Source organism: Burkholderia cepacia GG4 (assembly GCF_000292915.1).
Taxonomy (GTDB): domain Bacteria; phylum Pseudomonadota; class Gammaproteobacteria; order Burkholderiales; family Burkholderiaceae; genus Burkholderia; species Burkholderia cepacia_D.
In genome coordinates this window covers 1,999,612-2,016,603 of the sequence record NC_018514.1, presented here as the reverse complement: position 1 = coordinate 2,016,603, position 16,992 = coordinate 1,999,612, and the positions used below count along the sequence as shown (strand labels likewise).

13 protein-coding genes and 1 riboswitch are annotated in these 16,992 nt (G+C 68.3%); of the genes, 11 read left to right on the top strand and 2 right to left on the bottom strand.

What is annotated here, in order from left to right; genetic code table 11:
* Nucleotides 1–96 precede the first annotated feature (96 nt).
* Nucleotides 97–1,383 (top strand): DUF445 domain-containing protein, encoded by a 1,287-nt coding sequence (locus GEM_RS24655; protein ID WP_014900130.1) that lies wholly within the window; start codon nucleotides 97–99, stop codon nucleotides 1,381–1,383.
* 48 nt (nucleotides 1,384–1,431) lie between these two features.
* Here the strand turns inward: GEM_RS24655 and GEM_RS24650 are convergent, their stop codons facing one another.
* A complete protein-coding gene (locus tag GEM_RS24650; RefSeq protein ID WP_006750245.1) occupies nucleotides 1,432–1,731 on the bottom strand; it encodes an addiction module antidote protein in 300 nt (99 codons plus the stop codon).
* Between the two features lie 3 nt (nucleotides 1,732–1,734).
* Complete coding sequence (locus tag GEM_RS24645) at nucleotides 1,735–2,052, bottom strand: type II toxin-antitoxin system RelE/ParE family toxin (protein WP_272148401.1); 318 nt, start codon at nucleotides 2,050–2,052, stop codon at nucleotides 1,735–1,737.
* A 376-nt stretch (nucleotides 2,053–2,428) separates the two neighbouring features.
* On the opposite strand from GEM_RS24645, the gene GEM_RS24640 reads away from it, so the two are divergent.
* From GEM_RS24640 to GEM_RS24595, 10 genes are all read left to right on the top strand, one after another.
* The gene (locus GEM_RS24640) at nucleotides 2,429–4,069 is read left to right on the top strand and encodes an acetolactate synthase large subunit (RefSeq protein ID WP_014900128.1); all 1,641 of its coding nucleotides are present in this window, start codon (nucleotides 2,429–2,431) and stop codon (nucleotides 4,067–4,069) included.
* A gap of 28 nt (nucleotides 4,070–4,097) precedes the next feature.
* On the top strand, nucleotides 4,098–5,531 hold the full coding sequence (locus tag GEM_RS24635) for an aldehyde dehydrogenase family protein (protein ID WP_014900127.1): 1,434 nt from the start codon (nucleotides 4,098–4,100) through the stop codon (nucleotides 5,529–5,531).
* 241 nt (nucleotides 5,532–5,772) lie between these two features.
* Complete coding sequence (locus tag GEM_RS24630; RefSeq protein WP_014900126.1) at nucleotides 5,773–7,356, top strand: Na+/H+ antiporter; 1,584 nt, start codon at nucleotides 5,773–5,775, stop codon at nucleotides 7,354–7,356.
* 507 nt (nucleotides 7,357–7,863) lie between these two features.
* Entirely contained in the window at nucleotides 7,864–8,997 is a 1,134-nt protein-coding gene (locus GEM_RS24625; RefSeq protein WP_014900125.1) for a hybrid sensor histidine kinase/response regulator, read from the top strand.
* A gap of 123 nt (nucleotides 8,998–9,120) precedes the next feature.
* Nucleotides 9,121–10,797: a methyl-accepting chemotaxis protein gene (locus GEM_RS24620; RefSeq protein WP_014900124.1), complete on the top strand. Its 1,677-nt coding sequence runs from the start codon at nucleotides 9,121–9,123 to the stop codon at nucleotides 10,795–10,797.
* The gene (locus GEM_RS24615) at nucleotides 10,794–11,306 is read left to right on the top strand and encodes a chemotaxis protein CheW (protein ID WP_014900123.1); all 513 of its coding nucleotides are present in this window, start codon (nucleotides 10,794–10,796) and stop codon (nucleotides 11,304–11,306) included. Before GEM_RS24620 ends, GEM_RS24615 begins: the two co-directional genes overlap by 4 nt.
* Nucleotides 11,303–12,718: a CheR family methyltransferase gene (locus tag GEM_RS24610; protein WP_014900122.1), complete on the top strand. Its 1,416-nt coding sequence runs from the start codon at nucleotides 11,303–11,305 to the stop codon at nucleotides 12,716–12,718. The genes GEM_RS24615 and GEM_RS24610 overlap by 4 nt, the downstream gene beginning before the upstream one ends.
* Nucleotides 12,719–12,763: 45 nt before the next feature.
* On the top strand, nucleotides 12,764–13,477 hold the full coding sequence (locus GEM_RS24605; protein WP_014900121.1) for a chemotaxis protein CheW: 714 nt from the start codon (nucleotides 12,764–12,766) through the stop codon (nucleotides 13,475–13,477).
* Nucleotides 13,474–15,783 (top strand): hybrid sensor histidine kinase/response regulator, encoded by a 2,310-nt coding sequence (locus GEM_RS24600; RefSeq protein ID WP_014900120.1) that lies wholly within the window; start codon nucleotides 13,474–13,476, stop codon nucleotides 15,781–15,783. The genes GEM_RS24605 and GEM_RS24600 overlap by 4 nt, the downstream gene beginning before the upstream one ends.
* Nucleotides 15,780–16,799 (top strand): chemotaxis response regulator protein-glutamate methylesterase, encoded by a 1,020-nt coding sequence (locus GEM_RS24595; protein ID WP_014900119.1) that lies wholly within the window; start codon nucleotides 15,780–15,782, stop codon nucleotides 16,797–16,799. The genes GEM_RS24600 and GEM_RS24595 overlap by 4 nt, the downstream gene beginning before the upstream one ends.
* A 59-nt stretch (nucleotides 16,800–16,858) precedes the next feature.
* A riboswitch (Fluoride riboswitch) is annotated at nucleotides 16,859–16,964 on the top strand.
* Nucleotides 16,965–16,992: the final 28 nt, after the last annotated feature.

Genomic DNA, 16,992 nt, shown 5'->3' with positions numbered 1-16,992 from the left:
CTGCGGGCAGCATGTCCGGCCCGCGCATCGCATGCGGGTTTGTCGCGAGGCGGCGATCGGTGCATATTAGCGGCATTGCCGTTTCACCGGTCGCCCATGACGCCAGACAAAGCCCTCGAACTGAAACAAAGCAAGCGCCGCGCGTTATGGCTGCTGCTGGCCGCCGTCGCGGTGTTCGTCACGATGATCATGCTGCCGCGCGGCCCGTGGGTCGACGGTTTCAAGGCGGTGGCCGAGGCCGCGATGGTCGGCGCGCTCGCCGACTGGTTTGCGGTGGTCGCGCTGTTCCGTCGCGTGCCGATCCCGTTCGTGTCGCGCCACACCGAAATCATTCCGAAGAACAAGGACAAGATCGCCGACAACCTCGCGGTGTTCGTGCGCGAGAAATTCCTCGGTCCCGACGCGCTCGCCGCGCAGATTCGCCAGCACGATCCCGCGCAGAAGCTCGCCGCGTGGCTCGGCGAGCCGGCGAACACCGACGCGCTCGGCAGCTACGTGACGAAGCTGATGAGCTTCGCGCTCGACATGACCGACGACGCGAGGATCCAGTCGTTCGTCCACGATGCGTTCCGCGCGGTGATCGACCGGGTCGACCTGTCGCAGTCGGCCGGCGCGATTCTCGACACGCTGACGAAGGATGGCCGCCACCAGGCGCTGCTCGACTACGCGATCGAACAGGTGGTCGACGTGCTCGACAAGGAGGAGAACCGCGAGGTGATCGCGGACTTCATCGTCGAATGGCTGAAGACGCAATACCCGAAGGTCGAGAAGCTGATGCCGACGCAGTGGTTCGGCGAGAACGGCGCGCGGATGCTGGCGAGCGCGGTGAGCCGCGTGCTCGAAGGCGTGGCTGCGGATCCCGAGCACGAGTTGCGGCAGCGCTTCAACCGCACGGTCGTGCGCCTGACCGAGCGGCTGAAGCATGATCCGGCGTTCATCGCGAAGGGTGACGAGATCAAGCGCTACATCCGCGACGGCGACGCGTTCAACGAGTACGCGCGCGATCTGTGGGATCAGTTGCGTGCATGGCTGAAGGCTGATCTCGCGCGCGCCGATTCGGCGCTGCACCGGCAGGCCGCGACGCTCGGCGGCTGGCTCGGCGCGCGGCTCGCAGAGAGCCCGGCGCTGCGCGCATCGCTGAACGAGCACGTCGAGAAAGCCGTGCACGAGATGGCGCCGGATTTCGCGGATTTCCTGATGCGTCACATTCGCGACACGGTGCGCAACTGGGATGCGCGGGAGATGTCGCGGCAGATCGAGCTGAACATCGGCAAGGACCTGCAGTACATCCGCATCAACGGCACGCTGGTCGGCGGGCTGATCGGGTTCGGGCTGTATCTGGTCTCGCTGCTGCCGCGCTGGGTGGGCGGCTGGCTGCATTGACGCGGCCGCCGCCGTCGCGCACGTGGCACGCCGCCGCGCGCCGCTGCATCATGCGTGCGCCTTCGCGCCGTGCAGTTGCAGGCCGAGCGCCTTGATGACCTTCAGGATCGTGCCGAAGCTCGGATTGCCGTCGTGCGACAGTGCCTTGTACAGCCCTTCGCGCGACAGGCCCGCGTCGCGCGCGACCTGCGACATGCCGCGCGCGCGGGCGATCACGCCGAGCGCATGCGCGATGAAGGCCGGGTCGTCGCCGGCTTCCTGCAGACAGGCCTCGAAGTAGTCGGCCATGTCGTCGTCGGTTTTCAGGTGTTCGGCCGAATCCCACGGCCGGGTCTTGATCTTGTCCATCGATCACTCCAGGTCGAGCCGCGCGAGCATCGCGTGCGCGGCGCGGATGTCCGCCTGTTGCGTCGACTTGTCGCCGCCGCAGAGCAGGATCACCCATATCGTTCCGCGCCTGACGTAATAGACGCGATAGCCGGGGCCGTGGTCGATCCGCATTTCGACGACGGGGGAGCCGGCGGATTTCCAGTCGCCCGGATTGCCCATCGACAGGCGATCGATGCGCGCCTGGATGCGTCGCCGGGCGACGCGATCCGGCAGGCCGGCAAACCACGCGTCGAAGACGTCGGTGGTCCGGATGCTGAATGTAGGCGCACTGTAGGGCATGGATTGCAATATGTCAACCATGGTTCACATGTTCGATGAGTGGAATTCGGTTGCCCCAACAGTAGGACGGCGCGCGCCGTTTGGGGCCGAATTGGCCATCAGGCCGATCCTGTCGAGGCCGGATCGGTCATCCGGTCGAAGCCGGAATTCCGCGAATCCGTCTACAATCAAAAACGTCTTTGCCGTCCGTGCGCGCATGCCGCGCACGGGCGGATCCGTTTGTCCTCCTCATCGGGAGGCGCCGCCGTGCTGCGCGCGGCGGGCAGTGCCGTGGTCTGTGTCCAGTAGGTAAAGCGTCCGCGCGCCGTAGGCCGGCGCGCGTTCTGAACGCCGCGCGTCCGTAGGCCGGGCAGGCGGCATCAACCGAGAGTCCCCCATGAAAGCATCGGATCTGTTCGTGAAGGCGCTGGAAGCCGAAGGCGTCGAGTATGTGTTCGGCATTCCCGGCGAGGAAAACCTCGATCTGCTCGAATCGCTGCGGCGATCGAAGATCAAGCTCGTGCTGACCCGGCACGAACAGGCGGCCGGGTTCATGGCCGCCACCTACGGCCGCCTGACGGGCCGTACCGGTGTGTGTCTCGCGACGCTCGGGCCGGGCGCGACCAACTTCGTGACGGCCGCCGCGTATGCGCAGCTCGGCGGCATGCCGATGCTGATGATCACCGGGCAGAAGCCGATCAAGTCGAGCAAGCAGGGCCACTTCCAGATCGTCGACGTGGTCGACATGATGCAGCCGCTCACGAAGTTCACGCGGCAGATCGTGTCGATCGGCAACATCCCGTCGGCCGTGCGCGAGGCGTTCCGCCGCGCGGAGGAGGAGCGTCCGGGCGCCGCGCATCTCGAACTGCCGGAAGACATCGCGCACGAGGAAGGCGACGGCAAGCCGATCCCGCGCAGCTACAGCCGGCGGCCGGTGGCCGAGGAGAAGGCGGTCGCGCATGCGGTCGACGCGATCCAGGCCGCGCGCCATCCGCTGTTGATGATCGGCGCGGGCGGCAACCGCAAGACGACCTGCAAGATGCTGCTCGAATTCGTCGACAAGACGGGCATCCCGTTCTTCACGACGCAGATGGGCAAGGGCGTGATCGACGAGACGCATCCGCTGTGGCTCGGCAACGCGACGCTGTCCGACGGCGACTTCGTGCACCGCGCGATCGAGCATGCGGACTGCATCATCAACGTCGGGCACGACGTGATCGAGAAGCCGCCGTTTTTCATGCGCGCGGACGAAAAGACCGTCATCCACGTGAACTTCCTCGGCGCGCAGGTCGATCCCGTCTACTTCCCGCAGATCGAGGTGGTCGGCGACATCGCGAACGCGGTGTGGCAGATGAAGGAAGCGGTGACGCCGCAGCCGCACTGGGATTTCGCGCGCTTCGCAATGATCAAGGGGCATTTCGACGCGCACCTGCAGAAGGGCCAGCACGACCCGCGCTTCCCGATGTATCCGGTGCGGATCGTCAACGACCTGTACACCGCGCTGCCGCTCGACGGGATCGTCTGCCTCGACAACGGGATGTACAAGATCTGGTTCGCGCGCTACTGGCGTGCGCACGAGCCGAACTCGCTGCTGCTCGACAACGCGCTCGCGTCGATGGGCGCGGGCCTGCCGTCGGCGATCGCGACGAAGATCGTGCATCCGCAGCGCAAGGTGATCGCCGTGTGCGGCGACGGCGGTTTCATGATGAATTCGCAGGAACTCGAAACGGCCGTGCGGCTGAAGCTCGACATCGTCGTGATGATCCTGCGCGATGATGCTTTCGGGATGATCCGCTGGAAGCAGGAAAACATGAACTTCCCCGATTTCGCGATGACGCTGAAGAACCCCGATTTCGTGTCGTATGCGCGGAGCTACGGCGCGCACGGGCATCGCGTCGAAGCGGCCGACGATCTCGAGCCGCTGCTGCGCGACTGCTTCGCCACGCCGGGCGTGCATGTGATCGACGTGCCGATCGACTATTCGGACAACGAGCGCGTGCTCAATCGCGAAATCAAGCGCCTGTCGGCGCAACTCTGAATCCGCCGTTCACCGGAAGGAGCACCCCATGCTGAAGGATACCTATCCGTATTACCTCGCCAACGAAGCCGTTTACGCGAACACCGATCTCGACGTGACCGACAAGTTCAGCGGCAAGGTCGCGACGCGCGTCGCGCTGGCCGACGCGAAGGCGATCGATGCGGCCATCGGCGCGGCGGTCGACGCCGCGAAGCCGATGCGCGAACTGCCGGCCTACCGGCGGCAGGCGGTACTCGACCACTGCGTCGCCCGCTTTCGCGAGCGTTTCGACGAACTGGCCGAGGCGCTGTGCATCGAGGCCGGCAAGCCGATCAACGATTCGAAGGGCGAAGTGACGCGGCTGATCGACACGTTCCGCGTCGCGTCCGAGGAATCGGTGCGCATCGACGGCGAAGTGATCAACCTCGAGATCTCCGCGCGTGCACAAGGCTATACCGGCTATACGAGGCGCGTGCCGATCGGCCCGTGCTCGTTCATCTCGCCGTTCAACTTCCCGCTGAACCTCGCCGCGCACAAGGTCGCGCCCGCGCTGGCCGCCGGCTGTCCGTTCGTGCTGAAGCCCGCGAGCCGCACGCCGATCGGCGCGCTGATCATCGGCGAGGTGCTCGCGGAAACCGATCTGCCGAAGGGGGCGTTCTCGGTGCTGCCCGCGCATCGCGACGGTGCGGACCTGTTCACGACCGACGAGCGTTTCAAGCTGCTGTCGTTCACGGGCTCGCCGGCCGTGGGCTGGGCGCTGAAGGAGAAGGCCGGCAAGAAGAAGGTCGTGCTGGAACTCGGCGGCAACGCGGCGGCGATCGTCGACGCCGACCAGCGCGCGCAGCTCGACTACGTGGTCGACCGTCTCGCGTTCGGCGCGTACTACCAGTCGGGGCAGAGCTGTATCGGCGTGCAGCGGATCCTCGTGCATGCGGACCTGTACGACGTGCTGCGCGACAAGCTGGTCGCGAAGACGCGTGCGCTGAAGATGGGCGATCCGAAGGATCCGTCGACGTTTGTCGGCCCGATGATCTCCGAATCCGAATCGCACCGGCTGTCGGGCTGGATGGACGCGGCCGTCGCGGCGGGCGCGAAGATCGTCGCGGGCGGCAAGGTCGACGGCGCGATGTTCGAGGCGACGCTGCTGGAGAACGTCGGCCGTGAACAGGACCTGTACCGCAAGGAGGCGTTCGGCCCCGTCGCGATCCTCGAGAAATTCGACCGCTTCGACGACGCGCTGGCACGCGTGAACGACAGCGACTTCGGGCTGCAGGCCGGCGTGTTCACCGATTCGCTTGCGCATGCGCAGCGCGCGTGGGACGAACTGGAGGTGGGCGGCGTCGTGATCAACGACGTGCCGTCGTTCCGTGTCGACAACATGCCGTATGGCGGCGTGAAGGATTCGGGGCTCGGCCGCGAAGGGATCCGCTACGCGATCGAGGACATGACCGAGCCGCGCCTGATGGTCGTGCGGCGCCGCTAGCGCGAGGGGCGGCGGCATGACGGCACGCGGGCGGGCGATCGCGCCGGTCCGCGTGCCGTTTTCGTTTCGGCGCACACCGACGGGCGCGCGACTCCCGCCTCCGCCATCGTGGCAGCACCGCGTGCCGTGCATGCCGAACGCGCTCGACTGCAAGCGTCGCATCGTGATGTAATCGCGCGCAATGGCCAACCGGGGTACGACACCGGCTGGCGTGCGCATTCATTCCTCACGAGGTCGATTCATGTCCCCCGTCTCCGCATTCAAGCTGGTTCTGTTGTCATTCCTCGCGATCGTCGCGCTCGAATGCATCGCCAAGCGGTTGCGGTTGCCGCCTGCGGCCGCGCTGCTGATCGGCGGCATCGGCATCGCGTTCATTCCCGGTCTGCCGCCGATCAATCTCGATCCGGAACTCGTGCTGCTCGTGTTCCTGCCGCCGCTGCTGATGGACGGCGCGTATTTCTCCGTGTGGGAGGAGTTCAAGCACAACGTCGGTGGCATCCTGCTGCTCGCGATCGGCGCGGTGGTGTTCACGACGTTCGCGGTCGGCTTCGCCGTGCACTGGGTCGTGCCGTCGCTGCCGTGGGCCGCGTGCTTCGCGCTCGGCGCGATCGTGTCGCCGCCCGACGCGGTGGCCGCGAAGGCGGTGCTCGAGCGCGTCGCGCTGCCGCGCCGGCTGATGGTGCTGCTCGAAGGGGAAAGCCTGTTGAACGACGCGGCGGGCCTGGTGCTGTTCCGCTTCGCGGTCGCCGCCGCGCTGACGGGCGCGTTCAGCCTCGAGCACGCGGTCGTGCGCTTCGCCGAACTCGGGTTCGGCGGTGTCGTGGTCGGCTTCCTGGTCGGCAAGCTCGTCGTGTGGTTCCTGAAGCTGCTCGATGACGACTATCTGGTGGTCACCGTCGCCGTGATCGCCGGCTGGATCGCGTACATCGCGGGCGAGATGGTCGAGGTGTCGGGCGTGATCGCGACGGTCACGGCCGGCATGATCGTCGGCTGGCATCAGCACGAGGTGTTCTCGGCAGCCGTGCGCACGCGCGGCACCGCGTTCTGGCAGGTCATCGTGTTCCTGCTCGAAGCGCTGGTGTTCGTGCTGATCGGGCTGTCGCTGCGCGGCGCGATACACCGGCTCGGCGGCTTCGAGCAGGTGCTCGCCACGATGGTGCCGCCGGTGCTCGCGGTGCTGGCGGCGGTGGTGCTGTCACGCTTCGTGTGGATCTACGCGGTCGAGGCGCTGAAGGTGCCGGTGCGCGGGATCGTTCGGCATGGTGTCGCGCCCGACTGGAAGGCCGCGACGATCATGAGCTGGGCCGGGATGCGCGGCGTCGTGACGCTGGCGATCGCGTTGTCGTTGCCGGAAGCGATGCCGGGCCGCGACGTGATCCTGGTCGCGTCGTTCGCGGTGATCCTCGTCACCGTGCTGCTGCAGGGCACGACCATCGGGCCGCTGATCCGGCTGCTGCGTCTGCGTCAGCGCGAAGAGCGCGCCGCGCATCACCTGACCGAGCCGCAGGCGTGGGCGCATGTCGAGGCCGCGCAGCTTGCGGCGATCCAGCCGCTGGTGCGCGATGCGAGCGGCAAGGTGATTCACCCGCGCCTGCTCGAGCAATACACGTATCGCGCGGAGCTGACCGAGCGAGCGAAGAATGAGCCCGAGTATCCGGCTGAGGTACGCACCGCGCACTACGACGTCGTGCTGGCCGCCATCAAGGCCGGGCGTGCGGAACTGTTGCGCCTGCATCGTTCGGGCCGCATCCACGACGAGATGCTGCACATGCTCGAGCGCGATCTCGACCTGCAGGAGGTGTCCGCGCAGCACGCGCGCGGCTGACCGGCCGCAACCGCGGCGACGGTTCGCGCATCGCCGCCGCCGCTCCTGCCGCCGCCACGTGTTGGCCGTGTCGTGCCTGCGCGTCGCGGCCGATTCGGTGGCGGCGTGACATTTTTCCCCGGCCATTTCGCCGATTCACGTGCATCCGAATCGGGCCCCGGCACGATCGGCGCCCGGGCCTTGCAGCGCATGCAAACCTTGCGGCAACGGTTCGGCAAACGTTCTCGTCTTTCGATTCCGGAAATGATCTGATTTATCTGCATCCCTCTCTTTCACCATATTTGGCAAAACTAAACCGGAAGGAGATAGATGCTGTGTTCTAATTTCATTTAGAATCAGCCGGTTATCTTTAATGAGAGAAAGCACGCGGAGGTAATGCGGCCGTCGACGGGGAAAACTCGGCGTCCGGATCCCCGTGCGGCAATGCCGACAGGCCAGATCGGCAACAATAGGCGGGTTTCTCAGCCGCCAAATTAAGATGGCGCCCAAGTCGGATAAACAACTCCTATGAAAGAATCAATTGGAGATTTGGCGTTTGAAACGGTATTTATGAAAGAATCGAGCGGTGAAAATGCGCCGGATTGTCTTGAATCGGGGCTATCGGTCCTGCTCGTCGACGATCAGCCGTTCGTCGGCGAGGTAATTCGCCGCGCGCTGCGCAGCGAGCACGACATCGACCTGCATGTGTGCACGGATGCGCACCGGGCGATGGCGGTCGCGCGCGACGTGAAGCCGACGGTCATCCTGCAGGATCTCGTGATGCCGGAAATCGACGGCCTCGAACTCGTTCGCGCGTGGCGCGCGCACGCCGATACCGCACGCGTGCCGATCATCGTGCTGTCGGCGAAAGAGGAGCCGATCGTCAAGCGCGAGGCGTTCATCGCAGGCGCGAACGACTATCTCGTGAAGCTCCCGGACGCGATGGAGCTGACCGCGCGCATCCGCTATCACTCGAATTCGTACCTGATGTCGCGGCAGCGCGACGAGGCGCTGGACTTCCTGTCGCACGACATGCGCTCGCCGCAGACGTCGATCCTGGCGCTGCTCGATGTCTACCGGACCGAACATGGCGACATGCCGGCGATCATGGAGCGCATTGCCGGTCATGCGCGGCGCGCGCTCGCGCTCGCCGACGGCTTCATCCACCTGACCCGCGCGCAGTCCGAGCGGCGCGCGCACGAGGTCGTGAGTCTCAACGAGATCGTGCTCGACGCCGTCGACCAGCTGTGGGAGAAGGCGGCCGGGTTCGGCAGCCGGGTCGTCGCGCACGTGCCCGACACCGAGTGCGTGACGATGGGTGACCGTATGATGCTCACGCGCGCGGTTGCGAACCTGATCGACAATGCGCTGAAATACGGTCCGACCGGCACGGAGGTGCATTGCACGCTGAGCGGCGACGACGGCGCATGGCTGATCGGCGTCGAGGACGCCGGCGCCGGCATCGCGCCCGAGCAGCGCGCGGCCGCGACCGAGTCGTTCGTGCGGCTCGAATCCGTGCATGGCGCGGCGCGCGGCGGCTTCGGCCTCGGGCTCGCGTTCGTCCGCGCGACGGCGGCGCGGCATCGCGGCCAGATCCTGATGCGCAATACGGCGCGCGGTTTCATGGTCGCGCTTCGGCTGCCGGCGCAAGCGGAACGGTGATTTCGCGGCGCGGCCTGCCGGTGCCGCGCTGTCCGCAGACCCCGATGCGCTCGTGGCGCGCCGTCCGGCGCGCAGGCGGGCGCGGTTTTTTTCAACGCTGATTTTAGAAGGCCCATAACCAACATGGCCACCGTGACGCCCCGCACGACCAATGAAAGCCTGCATCCGACGCTCGGCGCCGCCCGGCTGACGCTCGGCAACCGCATCCTGCTCAGCTTCGGCGTGCTGTTCGTGCTGATGCTGGTGACAGCCGGCGTGTCCTACGAGCGCTTGCGCGCGATCAACACCGAAGCCGTCAGCATCGAGCGCGACTCGCTGCCCGGCGTCTATCTCGCGGCGTCGTTGCGCGGGGCGGTCAACGAATCGTTCGCGATGTTGCAGCAGGCGACCTTCGTCGATACCGATCCCGAATTCGTGCAGCGCGATCTCGCGCGGATCGCCGAGGCGCTCAAGGAGGTCGAGTCGCTGTCGGCCGACTACCAGAACACGATGTTCCGCGATGACGACCGCCAGCGTTTCGCGACGTTTCGCGGTTCCTTCGACCGTTACCTGCCGCTGCTGAACGACGCGGTGCACAAGAGCCGCGCGTCGCACGAAGAGGCCGTCGCCGGGTATACGAAGGTGCAGCCGTCGTGGGCCGAGGTCGTGCGCAACGCGAATACGCTGGTGCAGGAGAACCGCAAGTTCGCCGACGAGTCCGCGAAGCTGATCCGTGAATCCGTGCAGGACACCGAGATCGTCCTCGCGACCGCACTGGCGATCGTGCTGCTGTCCGCGCTCGGGTTGGGCTACGGGCTGTACCGTTCGGTCACCTTGCCGATGGCGCGGCTCGTCGAGGTGCACGACGTGATGCGTACCGGCAACCTGACGCGCCGTCTCGACCTGCGTCGCCGCGACGAGTTCGGCACGCTCGAGACCGGCTTCAACCGGATGGCCGACGAACTGACCGAACTCGTCGCACGCGCGCAGCAGTCGTCGCTGCAGGTGACGACGTCGGTCGCCGAAATCGCGGCGACATCGCGCGAGCAGCAGGCGACCGCCAATGAAACCGCGGCGACGACGACCGAGATCGGCGCGACGTCGCGCGAGATCTTCGCGACGTCACGCGATTTGCTGCGCACGATGAACGAGGTGAGCGGCGTGGCCGAACAGTCGGCGACGCTCGCGGGCGTGAGCCAGAGCGGCCTCACGCGGATGGGCGAGACGATGCGCAGCGTGATGGACGCGGCCGGCTCGGTGAACGCGAAGCTCGCGATCCTCAACGAAAAGGCGCTGAACATCAACCAGGTCGTCGCGACGATCACCAAGGTGGCCGACCAGACCAACCTGCTGTCGCTGAACGCGGCGATCGAGGCCGAAAAGGCGGGCGAGTACGGCCGCGGCTTCGCGGTCGTCGCGACCGAGATCCGCCGCCTCGCCGACCAGACGGCCGTGGCGACCTACGACATCGAGCAGACGGTGAAGGAGATCCAGTCGGCCGTGTCGGCGGGGGTGATGGGGATGGACAAGTTCTCCGAGGAAGTGCGCCGCGGGATGCTCGACGTGCAGCAGGTCGGCGGGCAGCTGTCGCAGATCATCGCCGAGGTGCAGACGCTCGCACCGCGTTTCCAGATGGTCAACGAAGGGATGCAGACGCAGGCGAACGGTGCCGAGCAGATCACGCAGGCGCTGTCGCAGCTGTCGGAAGCCGCGCAGCAGACGGCCGAATCGCTGCGCCAGTCGTCGCAGGCGATCGACGACCTGACGCTGGTCGCGAACCAGTTGCGCACCAGCGTGTCGCGCTTCAAGGTCGACGCGTGACGCGCGCCGAGTCGCAGGGCGGCGTGCACGCGCTGTTCCTGATGTTCGAGCTCGATGGCGAGCGCTATGCGCTCGACGCGGCCGACATCGACGAGGTGTTGCCGCTCGCGGCCACCAAGGTCGTGCCCGGCGCGCCCGACTGGATCGCCGGGCTGCTGATGCGTGGCGGTCAGCCGCTGCCCGTGATCGACGTGCCGATGCTGGCGCTCGGACGGCGCGCGCATGCGCTGCGCTCGACGCGGCTGGTGATGGTCCGCTACCGCTTCGGGCAGGCCGACCGCGAGCGCGTGATCGGCCTGATCGTCGAGCGCGCGACGCAGACGCTGCGGATCGACCGCACGGCGTTCCGCGCCAGCGGCATATCGACCACGCGCACGCGCTGGCTCGGGCGCGTCGCGAACACGCCCGACGGGATCGTGCAGCAGGTCTCGGTGTCCGACCTGATCGACGACGTTGCGCGCCTGTATCTGTTCGACGGCCTGCCAGGCGACGAAGGGGAGTCCGCATGAAAGAGTCCGATTCGCGATTTCGCGGCTGGCTGCTGCGCGAGACCGGCATCGACCCCGATTCGCTCGGCAACGAGTTCCTGAGCCGCGCACTGACCGAGCGCATCCAGGCGCTGCAGGGCGACGGCGAGCGGCTGCCGTCGGCGGCGCGGCCGCCCGTGACGCCGGAGGCGCTCGACGCATACTGGCAACAGCTCAACGCGTCGGCCGACGAGCGGCGTGCGCTGATCGAACTGTTCATCGTGCCGGAGACGTGGTTCTTCCGCGACCGCGAGGCGTTCGCGATGCTCGCGCGGCTCGCGGCCGAGCGGCTTGCGGGGATGCCCGGGCGCGTGATCCGCGTGCTGAGCGCACCGTGCTCGACCGGCGAGGAGCCGTATTCGGCGGCGATGGCGCTGCTCGATGCCGGCCTCGAGCCGGCGAGTTTCACGATCGACGCGATCGACCTGAGCGGGCGCGCGATCGAACAGGCGCGGCTCGGCTGCTACGGGCGCAATGCGTTTCGCGGCACGGCGACCGAGTTTCGCGCCCGCCACTTCACGCCGGTTGCCGACGGCTGGCTGCTCGACGAGCGCGTGCGCGCGTGCGTGCAGTTTCGCCAGGCGAACCTGGTCGAGCCGGGCGTCGACCCGGGCATCCGCTACGATTTCGTGTTCTGCCGCAACGTGCTGATCTATTTCGACCGCGACGCGCAGGACCGCGTGATCGGTTCGCTCGAAAGCTGGCTCGCCGACGACGGGGTGCTGTTCGTCGGTCCGGCCGAAACGGGCGTCGCGATGCGCCATGGGATGTGCTCGGCGCGCGTGCCGCTGGCGTTCGCGTTTCATCGCGTGCGCGGCGGCGCGGCGGCGGACGGGTATCCGGCCCCGCATGCGGCGCCGATGCCCGCGATCGCGCCATACCGGCGCGCGGAGCGCTTAACGGTAGCGCCGCCGGCTGCGACGCGCCCGCTGCTGGCCGTCGTGCCGCCGACGTGGGGCGGTGCCGCGCCGTCGCTCGCCGCGCTCGCGCCGGCCGAGCGCCTGCGGGCGTACCAGTCGCGGGCCGCCGTGCAGGCCGACCTGCGCGCCGACACACCGGCGGCCGTGCCGGTGACGCCGGCTGCCGCCAGCGCCGCGCCGACGCTCGAGGAGGCGCAGGCGCTTGCCAACGCGGGCGCGTTCGACGAGGCCGAGCGCGTGCTCGCGCAGTTCTCGGCGCACGCCGGGCCGCACGCGGACGCGTTCTACCTGAACGGGCTGATCGCGGATGCGCGCGGGCGTGTCGCGGAAGCGGGCGACTTCTACCGCAAGGCGCTGTATCTGCGGCCCACGCACCACGAGGCGCTGACGCATCTCGCGACCTTGCTCGACGTCGGCGGCGATGGCGCCGGCGCGCAATGGTTGCTCGAGCGTGCGCGGCGCGCGGCCGGATAATGAGAGTAAGGGTTGGGAGCCGACACGGGGATGATCGAGGAAAGAATGAACCGCGACGCCGTTGACACTGACGATACGACGATCGGCGTCGATGATTGCTGGAACCGGATCGGCACGCGCGGCGACCGCTCGTGCGAGCGGCTGGCCGACTGCCTGCGCTGCCTGAACTGCCCGGTCTACGCGTGTCACGCGGCGAAACTGCTCGAGCGCCCGCTCGACGTCGCCGAGCTGGCCGACACCACGCACCGGCTGAGCGCGTTCGACGCGAACCGCGCGCATGGCGACGACGATACGCGTCAGGCGGCGCTGGCATTTCGCGTCGCCGACGAGTGGCTCGCGCTGCCGATCCACGTGCTGCGCGAGATTGCCGGCACGCGTCCGATCCATTCGCTGCCGCATCGCCGCCATTCGGCCGTGCGCGGCGTGGTCAACATTCGCGGCACGCTGCGCATCGCGATCTCGATCGGCGCGCTGCTCGGCCTCGACGCGGGCAAGGGCGGCAACGACGGCAACGGCCGCGCGGACGGCCGCTTCACGCGACTGCTCGTGGCCGCGCACCAGGGCGAGCCGGTGGTGTTCCCGGTCGACGAAGTCGAGGGCGTGCTGCGCTTCGGCGCATCCGAATGGGTGCCCGTGCCGGCGACGGTCGGTCGTGCGAGCGCCGGCCTGTCGCGCGGCGTGCTGTCGTGGCGCGGGAAGTCGGTGGGGTTGCTCGACGACGATCGGCTGTTCGACGCCGTCACACGGAGCATGCGATGAGCGGCGATGACGATCTGAGCCACCTGTCGCTGCTCGAGCTGTACCGCGAGGAGACGCGCACGCAGACCCAGGCGCTGTCCGAGCGCCTGCTCGCGCTCGAATCCGGTGAGCCCGATTCCGCCGCGCTCGAGGCGTGCATGCGCGCCGCGCATTCGCTGAAGGGCGCCGCGCGCATCGTCGGCGTGCCGCTCGGCGTCGACATCGCGGGCCGGATGGAGGAATGCTTCGTCGCCGCGCAGGCCGGCACGATCGCGCTGACGGCCACGCATGTCGACGTGCTGCTTGCCGGCGTCGACCTGCTGGTGCGGGTCGCCGATCCGCAGGCGCAGCCCGTGTCGTCGGCGGAGATCGAGGCGTTCGCGCTGGCGCTGACGGGTGCCGACGGCGCGCACGCGCTGCCGGCACCGACGGATGCGCCGTCGTCGATGCCGCCGTCCGTCGTGCCGTTTCGCGAGCACGACGGCGCCGCGAACGAGCCGGTAGGCGCCGGCGCCGCGGTGCCGCCGCTCGCGGTGTCGGCGGCCGTGCCCGATCCGGTCCAGGCCGGCCGTGCGGCCGGCGCGGGCGCGATGCGCCGCGTGCGCGCCGATACGCTGAACCGGCTACTGAGCCTGTCCGGCGAGTCGCTCGTCGAATCGCGCTGGCTCAAGCCGTTCGCGGAATCGATGCTGCGCGTGAAGCGTGCGCAGCGCGACGCGGCCCGTTCGCTCGATCTGGTGTATGAGCAGTTCGCCGACGATCTCGACGCGGGCGTGCTCGCGTCGATGAACGAAGTGCGGCACATGCTCAACGACCTGCAGCGGTCGCTCGCCGAGCGCATGGACGAATTCGACCGCTTCGAACGGCGCAGCACGCATATCGCCGAGCAACTGTACGATGAAGCGCTGCAGTGCCGGATGCGGCCGTTCGGCGACGCGACGCGCGCGTATCCGCGCATCGTCCGCGATCTCGCGCGCTCGCTCGGCAAGCAGGTGCGCTTCTCGATCGTCGGCGAAGGCACGCAGGTCGACCGCGACATCCTCGACCTGCTCGACGCGCCGCTCGGGCATTTGCTGCGCAACGCGATCGACCACGGCGTCGAGTCGCCCGACGCCCGTCGCGCGCGCGGCAAGTCGGCCGAGGCGAGCGTGACGCTCGAGGCACGTCACAGCGCCGGATCGTTGCTCGTCAGCGTGATCGACGACGGGCCTGGCGTCGACATGGACGCGCTGCGTGCGGCCGTCGTGCGCCAGCGGCTCACCGACGACGAGACGGCCGCGCGGCTGTCCGATCCCGAGCTGCTCGAATTCCTGCTGCTGCCGGGCTTCTCGATGCGCGACGCGGTGACCGACGTGTCGGGGCGCGGCGTCGGCCTCGACGCGGTGCAGGAGATGGTACGCGGCGTGCGCGGCGCGGTACGCATCTTCAACGAGCCGGGCGCGGGCATGCGCTTCGTGCTGCAGTTGCCGCTCACGCTGTCGGTGATCCGCAGCCTGCTCGTCGAGGTCGGCGGCGAGCCGTACGCGTTCCCGCTCGCACACGTGCGCCGCACGCTCGAGCTCGCGCACGACGACATCGACGTGCTCGAAGGGCAGCCGCATTTTCCGTTCGACGGCCGGCGTGCGGGCCTCGTCGCCGCGCATCAGCTGCTCGACGCGGGCGAGCCCGACGCCGCGCGTGCGAGCACGGCGGTCGTGGTCGTCGGCGGCGAGCCCGAGCTGTACGGTGTCGCCGTCGACCGTTTCCTCGGCGAACGCATGCTCGTCGTACAGCCGCTCGACAGTCGCCTGCACAAGATCCAGAACATTGCGGCCGGCGCGTTGCTCGAGAACGGCGACCCGGTGCTGATCGTCGATGTCGAGGACCTGATCCGCTCGGTCGACAAGCTCGTGCGCGGCGGGCAGCTCGCAAAGCTCACGCGCGATCCGCAGCTCGCGCTCGCCGACCGGCGCCGCCGCGTGCTGGTCGTCGACGATTCGCTGACGGTGCGCGAGCTCGAACGCAAGCTGCTGGAAAAGCGCGGCTACGACGTGACCGTCGCGGTCGACGGGATGGACGGCTGGAACGCGGTGCGCAGCGACGCGTTCGACCTGGTCGTCACCGATGTCGACATGCCGCGCATGGACGGGATCGAACTCGTCACGCTGATCAAGAACGATCCGATGCTCAAGCGCGTGCCGGTGATGATCGTGTCGTACAAGGATCGCGACGAGGATCGCCGGCGCGGGCTCGATGCCGGCGCCGACTACTACCTCGCGAAGAGCAGTTTCCACGACGAGGCGCTGCTCGACGCGGTGCACGACCTGATCGGGGACGCGCGCGGATGAACATCGGCATCGTCAACGATCTGCCGCTTGCCGTCGAAGCGCTGCGCCGCGTGATCGCGCTGCGCACCGATCACCGCGTGCTGTGGGTGGCGACCGACGGCGACGAGGCGGTGGATTTCTGCGTCGCGCATCCGCCCGACCTCGTGCTGATGGATCTCGTGATGCCGAGGCTCGACGGCGTGGCCGCGACGCGCCGGATCATGGCGCGTGCACCCTGCGCGATCCTGATCGTGACCGCGAGCGTCAGCGCGAACACGTCGTCGGTGTACGAGGCGATGGGCGCCGGTGCGCTCGATGCGGTCGACACGCCGACGCTCGCACTCGGCCTGCCGTCGGATGCGGCGCGGCAGCCGTTGCTCGCGAAGATCGACCAGATCGGCCGGCTGCTCGAAAGCCGGACCGCGACGCTCGTGCCGCCCGGGCCGGCGCTCACGCGCGGCCAGCCGACGCTCATCGCGATCGGCGCGTCGGCGGGCGGGCCGACCGCGCTCACCGCGCTGCTGCGCGCGCTGCCGGCCGATTTCCCGGCCGCGCTCGTGATCGTGCAGCACGTCGACCAGGCGTTCGCGCTCGGCATGGCGGAGTGGCTCGACGGCTATACGCGGCTGCCCGTGCGTGTCGCCCTGCCAGGCAGCGTGCCGCAGGCGGGCGAGGTGCTGCTCGCGGCGACCAACGACCACCTGTGCCTGTCGCCGCGCGGCGTGCTCGGCTATACGAGGCATCCGGCCGAGACGCCGTACCGGCCGTCGATCGACGTGTTCTTCAACAGCGTCGCCGACGGCTGGCAGGGCGATGCGCTCGGCGTGCTGCTCACGGGGATGGGGCGTGACGGCGCGCTCGGGCTGAAGGCGATGCGTGCGAAGGGGTGCTATACGATTGCGCAGGACGAGGCGACCAGCGCCGTCTACGGGATGCCGAAAGCGGCCGCGGCGATCGGCGCGGCGTCGGCGATCCTGCCGCTCGACCGGATCGCGCCCCAACTGATCTCGCGCGTGACGCGCATGCCGCTCGACTGACGGCGGTCAGCGGCTCCGCCGGGTGGCATTGCGCGCGACGCGGCGCGGCACGTACAATGGCGCCCTGCGGAGATGGCATGCCTCCCTGCGGTCGATCCCGGCGCGTTGCGCGTGCGGTGCGGCCCTCAACCGCCGGGTTGCCCGGCTGATGATGCCTGCGTGTTTCCTGGGTTGTCAGGAGGTCGCAGGCCGT